Genomic DNA, 12,608 nt, shown 5'->3' on the forward strand with positions numbered 1-12,608 from the left:
AGCGTTTCCTCCAATTTTTTATAGCCATTCCACAACGGACTTGGCAAAGTAGGTTAGAATCATGTCAGCACCGGCGCGTTTGATGCTGGTTAGCAGCTCCAGTGCAACCCGCTCCTCATCAATCCAGCCATTTTGTGCTGCTGCTTTAACCATAGCGTACTCGCCGCTGACGTTGTAAGCAGCAACAGGCACCTGAAATTCTGTTTTGACCCGATGAATGACATCGAGGTAAGAAAGGGCAGGTTTTACCATGAGGATATCTGCTCCTTCTTCAATATCAAGTGAGACCTCTCGTAACGCCTCTGCAGCATTCGCTGGATCCATCTGATAGGCACGGCGATCCCCAAATTGCGGCGCAGATTCTGCTGCCTCACGAAAGGGACCGTAAAAGGCAGATGCGTATTTGGCAGCATACGCCATAATCGGAATGTTTTCGTATCCGTTCTCATCTAATGCCGTGCGAATTGCTCCAACACGTCCGTCCATCATGTCCGATGGGGCAATGACATCGGCACCAGCACGGGCATGCGAAAGACTCTCTTTAACAAGGAGCTCAAGCGTAGGATCGTTTTGGACTTCACCCGCCTCAACGACCCCGCAGTGTCCATGATCCGTGTATTCACAGAGGCAGACATCCGTCATCACAAGTAGGTCAGGCACAGCATCTTTAACGGCGCGCACCGCCTGTTGAATGATACCATCGTCGGCATAAGCTTCTAAACCGAAAGGGTCTTTTGCTGCCGGAATTCCGAACAAAATTGTTCCAGGGATTCCAAGTGCAGCGAGCTCTTTCGCAGCTTTGATGAGATTGTCAATTGAATACTGATAACATCCAGGCATTGCAGAAATTTCAGTTGCGATCTCACGCCCATGAACGACGAACATCGGGTAGATGAGGTCATTCACAGAGAGTGCTGTTTCGCGAACCAGTCGGCGCAGATTTTCATTTGCGCGAAGTCGCCTTGGACGATAGATAGGGAAGGTACTCATTCGCTGTCTGAACCTGATTTGATTTCGTACTGTATCAATTCAAAGTTTTTTTCTTCGGGCGGTGTCAACCCAAGTGCATCGGACCCAGCGTCTTGCTGGTGTTCCTGTGTAAACTTAACAATCCCGACGTTCGGTGCCAACCAGATGGTCGTGACGGAAATCCCCGCCTGTTCTTGTATACCCGGCTGCTGTGGGACTTCCACAGACAGAGCCGTTTCAGATGATAGGTCTGTCCGGTATTCAACCACCAAACAGTCTTCAAAAGTGCCGGCGTCTGTCTCTACTGTTTCTGTCCCTGTGACGTTCCCCATCTCTACGTAAGTCATGTAGGTTGTAACCGTTTGGGTTGAACCTCCGGGTATTTCCATCGGCAGCCCTTTGAGGTCAATCGTCAGGGTTAGCACAACATTCACCTCAATCGCCGTCCACTCTTCGTTGAAAGTGGCAGGTGTCGGTAGGAAATAGAAGTAATCTTGGGATGTTACGTCAATCTCGTAGTCAATGTCAAATGAGACGTTCAACCCTTCAGGCATCTGTTCCTGCATCGCCTGACGCATCACAACGAGTGCCTCCTCCATCTGCTCTATTAGAGATGCCTTCGCGGCGTTTTCAACCTCTGTGCCGACAAAGAATGCCACCCAATCGTCTCCGACTTGATAATAATACGGGTGGATGTAGTGTTCAAAGTCCGCCCAATTCTCCAAGCCGGGATCATAAGTGAAAGCCCGATAGGTTTCGCCGTCAATATTCTCTGGTTCTATTGCGTACCGCGTCAATTCGTCGCCGTTCTGGTCTTCGTAAACCCAGTAATTTCCGAGTGCATCCGGAAAGTAGTAGTTCGCCCATTCGTTTCCCATCAAGGTCGTGCTGCAACCAAAAATGAGTAAGAGAGCGAGGGTAAACCGGATTTTTCTCACAATGGTATTCCTCCAAAATTTTTTACTTTTCCAATTATCTACCTGAATAGTATACAGAATTTTACTGGAAACAACAAGGAAAACATGACGTGTTGCGCAGTCGCGAAAACCGTGTTCAACGTTTCTCGTATTCAAACGGGAAAGAGACAGGCGCGCCGTCATTTGCCCATGAACGCGCCATAGCGACATCAATCTCGCGGTCTTTCCGACCGTTGTAGGCACCATATTCAGGCTCTGTGTCGTTCCGAACCGCATCCACGAGACTCATCAACTCTGATGCGACGGTGATTTCACCATCACTGAGTGGATAATTTTGCAAAGGGTTCTCCCAGACGACTTCAGGCTCCGTATCGGCAACAAGCGCAGAGAGTGTCTCATAGCCGTCGACGTTGTTGGTTCTACGTGAAATGTTAATCGGACGTTGGGCATCAGCCGCTTCGTTCAAGATGACTGCATCATTTCGGAAACACATTCCGCGTTCTGCATAGAACTTTGAGCCGTTAAAACCGCGGAGCGGAGAACCGTAAGAGAGGCCGCTAAAATTGAAGATACCGATAGCCCCGTCCGCAAACTCAATCACTGCATGCTGCCAATCCTCAGTATTTCGTTCGGGTTGTCCCTGCCGCCAGACGTGGTTCTGGACGTTATATCCTTTTCGGAAGCCGTAAACTCGGACCGGTTCATTTTCAAAACCGACGTAGCTGCGAATGAGACCTATACCGTGGTAACCGTGTCCTCGGAAGTCATTGTATGCGACATTGACTTTGCCGAAGACCCCGGCGAGAATCATTTCTCGTTTTATCCGTTCCGTCGGGACGCGATAATAGTTTTCATTGACTTCCAACTTCGTCCCGTTGGCTTGTGCGGACGCAATCATTTTGTCTGCCCATCCGAGATCTGTATCAATAGGTGTTTCAGTGCAATAACTGACACCATGTTCGGAGCAGAGGAGTCCAGGGATATGATTGTTACTGGGTGTAATAACGATTGCGCAGATATCTGGCTTAACACTGTCTAACATCTGCTCAGTGTCTGTGTAAGCAGGGACGTTGTATTTATCGCCCTGTTCGGTGACGCTTTCTTCTTGTTGGTCGCAAACGGCGACGAGTTCAAGGTCGTCCGTCAATTTCGAGATAATCGGCAGATAGGTTCCGCTCCCGCGTCTACCCGTACCAATATGTGCGATTTTCAGTTTATCCACGGTTTTCTCCTTCCGGTTGTAAATAGATAGGAGTTTACCTGCATTATTCTACCCAAAAAATATGGCTCCGCTCGAAGAGATCATCAAGATAGATTTCAACGAACCACTCACCGGTATCATCGGGTAGGTCTATGTAAAACCATGTAATTTTATCGCCGGTCGTTGAGGTGAGGGTTTTCTCTTCACTCCAGAACGGCGGATCGTCCAGGTCGTCCTCTGGTGAGAACCATGAGACTTCAACCGTATGTTGTTCTGCGACATTCCCCCACAGAATCCATAAAAACACTTGGTCGTTGACCCCAGCGGCAAAGGTCGTAGTGATGCCATCGGGCCTATCATCAAAGACGCTAATTGCTAAAACAGAATCAACGATAGTCGGTTCATCGCGTCCTACATCCGTAAAACCGCTGCCACCAGAAGCAGTCTCACTACAACTGCTCAACACAACCATCAACGGCAATAGGGCTACCCCTAACGTGACATACGGATTTACGAGCAAAGTTCTGATGAAAGCGTAGGTTTGACGCATGCGCTCTTCTCCTATTGTGGTGTAAGAAATACCCGAATGAATTTGGCAATGAATCCTAACCAGTATTGTATCAAGGGTTGGATTTTTTGTCAAAGCAAATCACTGGAAGACCGTCTCTACGTAAGTTTTCCGTTGACATACATCGCTTCCGGTGATAGGTTAAATCAACAATTGAGGAGATGCTTATGAGATTTGACACAATTATTTCTGGCGGAAATATTATCGATGGAACAGGGAAACGAGAACCGTTTGTAGCAGATATCGGTATCCAAGGCGACCACATTGCTGCTATCGGAGACCTTGAGCAGGCGGAAACAGCGCATAGAATATCTGCGGAAGGACAGGTAGTTTGTCCGGGTTTCATTGATGTACATGTTCATTCTGAGATTGCACTACTCAGTGGACGAGATCAATTCGCAGCCGTTAGTCAAGGCGTAACGACGCACTTAGCCGCGCCAGACGGTTTTGGATGGGCACCTCTATCACCAAAACAAGCGCAAGAAATGTGGCACTACACACAATTCGCTTACGGAGACGATGAAGTCCCTCTCAACTGGCAAACGCCAGAGGCGTATCTGAGTATGTTCGACGGGCGGATCCCGGCGAACCTCTATCCACAGGTACCGCACTGTGCCGTTCGCCTCAATGCGATGGGGTGGGATCCACGTCCGGCAACACCAGACGAACTGAAAGTGATGGAATACATCACCCGTGAGTGGTTGGAAGCAGGTGCGTGTTGTCTCTGCTTAGGTCTCGACTACCAACCCTCGGCGAATGCGGATTTGCATGAATTGGTTTATCTCTCAAAGATCGCTGCGAGTTACGATGCCATCTACGCCGCGCACATCCGTTACCGTATCCTCGGCAGAAAACAGGCGTGGGAAGAGACGATCGAGATTGCACAACGCGCTGAGATTCCTGTCCATATCTCACACGAACGCGTTGACGACGAAGCCGCTGAAATCCTCGAACGTGTCGAGAGAGAGCAGATAGATTTGACCTTTGAATCCTACCTCTATCCTGCAGGCATGACCCATCTGGCAATGATGCTTCCGATGGAATTTCAGACCGGCGCCCCTAACGATATGTTAACAAACCTCGAAGACCCTGAAGTCCGAGAAAAATCAATCACACATCTTAGCGGTGAACTACGCCAAGGCAATCAGATTGTCGGATATAACCGTTCTGGTAGGTTTATCGGGATGACGCTCGCGGAAGGCGCTAAAAGCGTCGGTAAATCTAATGAAGACTTCGCCTTTGACCTCATCTGTGAAGAAGCCGCCATTGAAACCTTTGTGATGCCGTGGGCAACACCGCCTGAAGAAAATGAACGTATTTTGAATCGCACTGCGAACCACCCTCGCATGATGATTGCGAGTGATGGTGTCTACAATATTCCACACCCACATCCGCGAAGTTATGGGTGTTTCGTGCAGTATCTGGGCAAGTTTGTGCGCGAACGCCAACTAATTTCTCTCCAAGAAGCCATCTATAAAATGAGCGGTTTTCCAGCGGAACGCTTCCGGCTGTCCGACCGAGGTAGAATTAACCGTGGTCTTGCTGCGGACATCGTTGTTTTCAACCCGGAAACTGTTGCAGACCGCTCTACATGGTTCGATCCGGTGCAATCACCTGTCGGTGTAAACTGGGTACTCGTTAACGGCGTTTTAGTTGTCGAAGACGGAAACGTGACGGGCCAGTTGCCCGGCAAGGTACTCCGTCAACAACGGTAATAGAACAGTGTGGAGAGGAATGGATATGTATGATTTGACAATCATCGGCGGTGGCAGCGCGGGTCTTGTGCTCGCGGTGGCGGGCGCAAAGTTAGGCAAAAAGACAGCACTTGTGGAAAAGCATCGTATTGGCGGTGATTGCCTCTGGACGGGATGCGTGCCATCGAAAGCACTCCTGAAAGCGGCGAAGGTCGCGAATTACATACAGAACGCAGAGAAATATGGCGTTGCAGCCACAGACGGTACACCTAACTGGCAGCGGGTGATGGAATACGTGCAAAGTACGCAACACACAATTGAAGAGGAACACGACAATCCTGAACGGTTCCGCGAGATGGGAGTCGATGTTATCTTCGGAAGCGGACACTTTGAATCGTCCGATACTTTCGTCGTAGAAGATGTTGAGAATAACGAGACACGCACCCTCAAAAGCAAAAAATTCGTGATTAGCACGGGGTCTCGCCCCCTTGCCCCTCCTATACCCGGATTGGAACTCTGTGATTATCTTGATAGCGAAACAGTTTGGGAATTAGAAGAGTTCCCTGAACGGCTGTTGGTTGTTGGTGCGGGTCCAATCGGTGTTGAGCTCGGACAGGCATTTCATCGTCTCGGTGCCGATGTGACGATAGTCCAACGGAGTGAACGCATCTTGACGAAAGAAGATACCGATGTCTCTGAACAGATGCTCCACTACCTTCGCGCAGACGGTCTCACCCTCCGACTCAACACGAATATAACAGCGGTCGCACAAAATGGAGAAGGCACAAAGGTGGTTCTCAGCAGTAGTGAAGGGGGTAGTACAGAACAGACGTTCGATAAAATCCTAATCGCTGCAGGTCGCGCACCGAACGTTGAGGGTTTAGAACTCGATAAAATCGGAGTTCAGGTAGGTAGACGCGGAATCGAAGTGAACAACAAACTTCAGACGAGCGTCAAAAATATTTATGCTGCAGGTGATGTGATTGGACACTATCTGTTTACGCACGTCGCAGCGTTTCAAGCGCAGCTGCTCATCCGCAATATCTTTTTCCCTTTCTCCAAAACGATTAACTACGGTGTCGTCCCGTGGACGACCTTCTGTGATCCAGAAGTCGCTCGATGCGGATTGACGGAGGTAGAGGCACGCGAGAAACATGGTGATGTTGACGTGTTCACACTCGACCAAACGGATGTTGATAGAGCGGTTGCTGAAGGTGAGACGCAAGGTTTCACAAAAGTTATTGCGAGTCGGTGGAGTGGGAAAATATTAGGCGTTCACATTGTGGGAGCTAACGCGGGTGAAGTTATCCATGAATACGTCTTGGCGATGCAGACGGGAATTCCCTTGCGGAAATTGAGTGGTATGATCCACGTGTATCCGACTTTTTCGAGCAGTACGTGGCGCGTGGCAGGGAAATGGTTCTCAGAGGGAACGTTGATTCAGACTTTGCGGAAATTGGTTCGGTCAAGTTGACCTCTAATAGACGCTGCTACGATGTCCAATCCGGTGAACAATCACCACTTGCTCTCGCGTATCAAAGGAATATACGATTCGATAGCTCCCTACTGGGACACTGAACTTTCCCCTATCTTTTCCTTTTAGTGCTTTGTGCCGGCCCATTGGACCAGTTTCGCATAACCTATCCATTTTTTTGCGAACCCTCGGGACTATTGTAGCATCCAACTGAGCTAAGCCATCTTCAGCTTTTGGCATGATTCTTAATCGATACATTCCCAATCCAACCCAAGTTTTTCCGCCACCTCTTCAATGGGAATCGCTTTAACTTTCCCAGACTCGTAATCCGCGATGCTCTGATCAATCTCTGCGGCAACTTCGGGCCGTAATTCCAATCCCTCGTCTGGATCATAATGATATGGGTCTAATACCAGTTCAAAAAGTTCGTAGGCGACGAACAACTCGCGAAACGATGCATCTAACTGTTGACGCGAAGGATTCTCCTGCAGCAACGCAACAACCTGTTCGCGGACACTAAAGAGTTCCTCTGCAACGAGAACACGGAGCAACGCTCGGAATTCCGCTGGTGGCAGCTCGGATACCTTTATCTCTGGTACCGACTCGCTTTCTAAGGGGATACCCATCCGTTTGTCCATTCGGTCATCAAGCGTTGTTTTCCGATTGGCGTGAATGTAGTCGAGGTGCCGCCTCAGTTTTTTCGCAAGCGCGGTGTGCGTATCTAAGCCCTGAAGCGGATTCTCTTCGTATTCCTCTAACCACAAGGCGAGAGATGTGTATTCGCAGAAAAATTCTCGGAATTCTGCTACCAATTCCGCCTCACTTTCTGCCGAAGGTGGCGCGTTGAGCAAACGCATGAGGCGTTTATGTGAATCAAAAAAGTCCTCATGGGTAACGCGTTGGAGCAGTTCATAGATGTCGTCACGGGACATATCGGCAAGTTTTTTCATCGGTTTCTCCGCCAGGATTTCAAATTTTAGGGCAATTATCACATATTTTTGGGAGGGTGTCAACAGTTTCGTGACTAACGAAACCGTGTCGAGCTCGAATGAAAAAAATAGATTGGAGAAAAAGGAGCCGGAAACCACACTTCCAGTCGGTTCCAAGAGGTTCAGGGTCCTAACCTAACTCACGCATGCAACAGAGGCTTGCAAACTACACCTTTTAGGAAATATGGCTCCGGCTTACCCAAGGAGGCTTACATAGGGACGTGCAATTTTCGTGCCAATCAAAAAGGGGCTGTTTTGGGTGATTTATAAGGCGGAATTGCCTATTTTTTGAACAGACTCAAATAAAACTGATAAAAAAATAGACATTGGCATATAGCAGTCAGCCATCAGCAGTCGGCAGGATCATAATTGCACACGGTAGGTCCGGTTTGTAACGAACAGCAGGTCCATACTACTTTTCAACCTTTTACAACACCGATAGGACGGAGGCGGGCGACGCGTCGGGAGAGTCCTGCCTTGTCAACGACGCGGACGACCTCATCAACATCTTTGTAGGCTTCGGGGACCTCTTCCTGGAGCGTGCGCCTGCCTTCCGCGCGCACATAGATGCCCTGCGCTTCCAAGTCTTTCTGGATAGAACGTCCCTTCGTCAAAGCAATTGCTTTCCGCCGTGAGAGCACTCTACCGGCACCGTGGCAGGTTGTACCCCATGTCTCTGCCATCGCTCCCGGATTCCCAACAAGCACGTAAGAGGCAGTCCCCATGTCGCCGGGAATTAAGACGGGTTGTCCGATTTTCTGGTATTTGTCAGGTATCTCTGGATGACCTGCTGGGAAGGCGCGGGTCGCACCTTTGCGATGGATAAACAACTCACGTTCTTTTCCATCTACGGTGTGTTTTTCAAACTTTCCGATGTTATGTGCAACATCGTAGACGAGTTCCAAACCGAGTTCATCTTCTGTCGTTTCAAAAAACTGCATGAAGGTCTGACGAACGAGGTGCATGATACACTGCCGATTGTTCCACGCATAATTTGCACTACATGCCATTGCGGTAATGTAGTCCTGTCCTTCGGGTGAGTTAATCGGTGCAGAGGCGAGCTGCCGATCAGGGAGATTGATGCCGTATCGTTCTGCAACTCTGACCCAACTCTTGACGTGTTCATCGCAAATCTGATAGCCAAAACCGCGTGAACCCGTGTGAATCATGACACAGATATTGCCTTCGCGTAACCCCATAGCATCAGCGGCTTCTCGGTAAAAGACGCGGTCAACGGTTTGGACCTCAAGGAAATGGTTGCCAGATCCGAGGGTACCGAGTTGATTTTTGCCGCGTTCTAAGGCACGTTTGCTCGCAGCATCGGCGTTGGCGTGCTGGAGGAATCCGGTCGCTTCGGTAAAGTCAAGATCCCCGGGATGTCCGTATTCGCGCTCAATTGACCAGAGTGCCCCTTTTTCCAACATCTGACGTTCCTCTTGGACAGTCAAGCGAATTTTGCCTTTTGAACCGACACCACACGGAACGTTCTCAAACAACTTGGCGACGAGTGATTTCCGTTTTCCCTCAAGTTGCGAGACATCAAGGTTCGTACGGATGAGTCGGACACCACAATTGATGTCGTATCCGATGCCGCCGGGAGAGACGACACCATCTGCTTGGGGATCTGTCGCAGCGACACCACCGATAACAAACCCGTATCCCCAGTGTAAATCGGGCATTGCGAGGGAGTGCTTAACAATACCGGGAAGATGCGCAACGTTTGCGACCTGTTGCAGTGCTTCGTCACTTTTTGCCTGATCGAGAAGCTTTTCGTTGGCATAGATGATGCCGTCAACACGCATCCCTTTCATGTAGCTTTTCGGGATACGCCAGCGATATTCGTCGATCTTTTGAAGTGTTATGTTTCCTGCCATGTTAATCTCTCAACCAAACAAGTAGGGATACAGCACTCGCGCCAACGATGCCTACCGCGGGATAATAGACCCATTTCCAGCGGTTGTATTTCTTCTCCAGGGCTTTCCGCCGTTCCTGAATTTTCATAATCGCCTTTTTCGCTTTTTCGAGAGAGGCTGCATCATCGTAGAGTAACATCCAACGTTCAATGAACGCTTCATCTTGCTTGAGTTTGCGAATCTCAGCCTGCCAATCATCTAAAGGGGTCAGCCAATTTCCCAAACCGACGGTGCCGAGTATGACCAGCGTTGAAAGATAAAAAGTTTCAGCCTCAGTACGATTTGATGTTTTGTCAGGCGAATCATTTGATGTTCTATCGGCTGTTGCGACTGAAGCATTTGCCAATACCATTGCAAATATTAATATCCAGATACCCACAAAACGCAGTGTAAAGTTCATGATTATCCTCCGATAAGTTTGTGAAAAAAAGCATCATGCTTAGGAACACTCGAAGCGTTATGAATCAGTAATTTCGCTGATGGTTTATGTTACCGAGGGCATTCCATACAGGTTATACTACAAAAGAGTGCGCTGCGTAAATCTTAAGTTTGTATCAAATGCCCCTATGCGTTAGACTCATCTTCTGCATTCACCTAACCGGTACTCGCTTTCTGTCGGCTTATGCATCTACCTGTTCTTGGAAGGCGTGAAAGGAGACTACGATAGATGCCTCGATATTGAGTTGCTTGAGTCGGTTGAGGTCCGCAATAGCTTCAAGTGTAGGCGTGAGTGTCTGAACGTCAGCGTCAGGGAAGCGAGTGTTGAGGATAGCGAGGGTGCTTTCGATACTCGTCCGACGCGCCCCTTGTTCTATGCCTTGTTCTATACCGAGTTGATGTCCGCGTTGTTCGCTGAGTTCAATGATGGATGCTGCCATGTCTACGATCTCCTGATTCTGTGCATCCTCTCTTGTGAGGATACGAAGTAAGTCTTGATGTTCTGAGGCGTCTCTCCGGTGTAGGATCAGCAGGAAGATATACAAAATCGCACGCCTATACTGATCCGCATCGTCTGTGTGTAAATCCCTCAGCCCTTCTAAAGCCTCAAGGAGGGCTTGCCGCATCACAGGGGCATCGGAGTCCTCATGCTGTAAGATGCTCAACAACCATCCCAAGGGATGACCGGCTGCCGTCAACGCGTCGGGGGCCGTGGCTTTGACATCGAGGAGCAAGGCATCGAAAGTCGGGACGAAACGGGTAAGGACTTCCGGGATGTCCAAGAGTGGGGTGAGAGACAACGGTGCCCGCCATTCTCCTTTACCGGTATAAAAGACGATCGGCACGATAGGTGTCAGCTGCCACTCGCTCTGTGGACGTTTTTCTTCCTGCCACTGCCGGCGTTCCTCCATCCATATCTGAACCATGTAAGAGAGCAAGCGAAGTCCCATGGAGGGATCGACCGTGGATTGGTGTTCTATGAGCAGATAGACGATGACTTCCTGACGCGTCTGCGTTGGGGACCGAAACGGCACTCTGAAGATCATATCGGATTCTTGGGGTCGGAGTTCATCGGAGATGAAACTTCGATTGAGTTGTTCGACGTGTGCGAAGTCAAGGGCATCGGCGATCTGTCCTGCGACCATTCTCAGCACCGCTTCGAGATGTTCGCGCTGACGGATCAGCCATTTCGCGCTCCTATCGGGGAAGTGGTGGCTCGAAACATTCGACAACTCCCGCAGTTCGCGTTCTATTACCATGCGTTTTCCTCTTCGGACAGGGAGGCATCCGCAGCCCCGCCGCCTACGTATATGAGAGAGTCTAACATATTTCAGATCCTTTTGTCAACACGTTTTCGCGTTTGAAACACAGCATTTCTTGAGGAAGCTGCCAGCGGAACCAACGCAACCCACTCGGAAATGATCGCTGGAAAACTAATAAACATCAGCCTTCCCGTACGTCCGCCTCAAAGGACGCTTCATCTATGTCGCGCTGCTCATGGATGTCTTCACCCGCATTGATTAGAGAGTCGCACCTCGGTCAACACTTGACGCAATCTCTAACGTTGGAACCCTTAGAGCAAGCATTAGACGGCCGGGTTCCGGAGATACACCACTCCGATCAAGACGCGCAGTATCTTTCAAGGGCTTATCTCTCACTGCTCAAAGCACACGGTATTCAGATTTCGGTAGCTCACAGAGGGCATCCTTGGGAGAACGGATACGCCGAAAGACTCATCCGCACCCTCAAGGAAGAAGAAGTTCACCTCAATGATTACCAAGATATTACCCAGGCGCGAGAACACATCGGGCAGTTTATCGCATAGGTGTATCACCACAAACGCCCACATTCGGCGTTAGGGTATTTGACACCTATGGAATTTCAACGAAAAAACTTGTCTTAACTTTAGGGAATTGTGGCCCTAATAAATGGTGGCACTACAGACTTTTGTTAATCGCCTCATATTTCAATAGTGATTAGCAAAAACGATTAGGCTTGCCTTTTCTAAGGTGAGCCTATATTTTTTTAAACACGCGGCACTTTCTATCGATTGTGAGTATAGCATGCACAGATCGCGTTTGTCAAGTTAAAATTATGGATGCTTTTCGAGATGCCTATCTATACGTTGGTTTATATTTCTAATTTCAGTTTTTAATTCATCAATGTTATCTTTAGTCGCAAATCTAAACGATCTAAGAAAACTTGCGATTGATATTGCTGCAACAATACCCGAAAATACAACAGTTAAAATCGTTCCCCAAAGTGGCATGATATAATCTCCTTATCTGCGTTTTGTTGTTAGTTGTGTCGGTTGCCACACAGTAGGATCGACACGATTTACACTTAAGAAATTATATCATGGTTTATTTTCTGAGTCAAACAAAAGTAATTGGCCTGATATTTCTCAAAAGTGATTGTAAAGCAGTGCTTATCAGGGTTCCTTTG

12 protein-coding genes are annotated in these 12,608 nt (G+C 48.9%); 3 read left to right on the plus strand and 9 right to left on the minus strand.

Going from position 1 to position 12,608, the window contains the following annotated elements:
• Positions 1-18 precede the first annotated feature (18 nt).
• From hemB to OXN25_15535, 4 genes are all read right to left on the minus strand, one after another.
• A complete protein-coding gene (gene hemB / locus OXN25_15520; GenBank protein ID MDE0426262.1) occupies positions 19-990 on the minus strand; it encodes a porphobilinogen synthase in 972 nt (323 codons plus the stop codon).
• The gene (locus tag OXN25_15525) at positions 987-1,907 is read right to left on the minus strand and encodes a hypothetical protein (GenBank protein MDE0426263.1); all 921 of its coding nucleotides are present in this window, start codon (positions 1,905-1,907) and stop codon (positions 987-989) included. The genes hemB and OXN25_15525 overlap by 4 nt, the downstream gene beginning before the upstream one ends.
• A 115-nt stretch (positions 1,908-2,022) precedes the next feature.
• Entirely contained in the window at positions 2,023-3,108 is a 1,086-nt protein-coding gene (locus tag OXN25_15530) for a Gfo/Idh/MocA family oxidoreductase (protein MDE0426264.1), read from the minus strand.
• Positions 3,109-3,151: 43 nt separating this feature from the next.
• Complete coding sequence (locus tag OXN25_15535) at positions 3,152-3,637, minus strand: hypothetical protein (GenBank protein MDE0426265.1); 486 nt, start codon at positions 3,635-3,637, stop codon at positions 3,152-3,154.
• A 185-nt stretch (positions 3,638-3,822) separates the two neighbouring features.
• Between OXN25_15535 and OXN25_15540 the strand changes: the two genes are divergently transcribed.
• Positions 3,823-5,370: an amidohydrolase family protein gene (locus OXN25_15540; protein MDE0426266.1), complete on the plus strand. Its 1,548-nt coding sequence runs from the start codon at positions 3,823-3,825 to the stop codon at positions 5,368-5,370.
• 25 nt (positions 5,371-5,395) lie between these two features.
• Entirely contained in the window at positions 5,396-6,823 is a 1,428-nt protein-coding gene (locus OXN25_15545; GenBank protein ID MDE0426267.1) for a mercuric reductase, read from the plus strand.
• A 245-nt stretch (positions 6,824-7,068) separates the two neighbouring features.
• Here OXN25_15545 and OXN25_15550 read toward each other — a convergent pair whose 3' ends face one another.
• The 4 genes from OXN25_15550 to OXN25_15565 form a co-directional block, all read right to left on the minus strand.
• Positions 7,069-7,773, minus strand: a complete 705-nt coding sequence (locus OXN25_15550) for a hypothetical protein (protein ID MDE0426268.1) — start codon at positions 7,771-7,773, stop codon at positions 7,069-7,071.
• Between the two features lie 458 nt (positions 7,774-8,231).
• Positions 8,232-9,686 carry an RtcB family protein gene (locus OXN25_15555; GenBank protein MDE0426269.1) on the minus strand — a complete coding sequence of 485 codons (1,455 nt, stop codon included), beginning with the start codon at positions 9,684-9,686 and terminating at the stop codon, positions 8,232-8,234.
• A 1-nt stretch (position 9,687) separates the two neighbouring features.
• Positions 9,688-10,125 (minus strand): hypothetical protein, encoded by a 438-nt coding sequence (locus OXN25_15560; protein ID MDE0426270.1) that lies wholly within the window; start codon positions 10,123-10,125, stop codon positions 9,688-9,690.
• Between the two features lie 220 nt (positions 10,126-10,345).
• Positions 10,346-11,422, minus strand: a complete 1,077-nt coding sequence (locus OXN25_15565; protein ID MDE0426271.1) for an Rpn family recombination-promoting nuclease/putative transposase — start codon at positions 11,420-11,422, stop codon at positions 10,346-10,348.
• A gap of 224 nt (positions 11,423-11,646) precedes the next feature.
• Between OXN25_15565 and OXN25_15570 the strand changes: the two genes are divergently transcribed.
• Positions 11,647-11,988 carry an integrase core domain-containing protein gene (locus OXN25_15570; protein ID MDE0426272.1) on the plus strand — a complete coding sequence of 114 codons (342 nt, stop codon included), beginning with the start codon at positions 11,647-11,649 and terminating at the stop codon, positions 11,986-11,988.
• Positions 11,989-12,255: 267 nt separating this feature from the next.
• Here the strand turns inward: OXN25_15570 and OXN25_15575 are convergent, their stop codons facing one another.
• On the minus strand, positions 12,256-12,432 hold the full coding sequence (locus OXN25_15575; GenBank protein ID MDE0426273.1) for a hypothetical protein: 177 nt from the start codon (positions 12,430-12,432) through the stop codon (positions 12,256-12,258).
• Positions 12,433-12,608 lie beyond the last annotated feature (176 nt).

This window comes from Candidatus Poribacteria bacterium (assembly GCA_028820845.1).
In the GTDB taxonomy this organism is placed as follows: Bacteria; Poribacteria; WGA-4E; order WGA-4E; family WGA-3G; genus WGA-3G.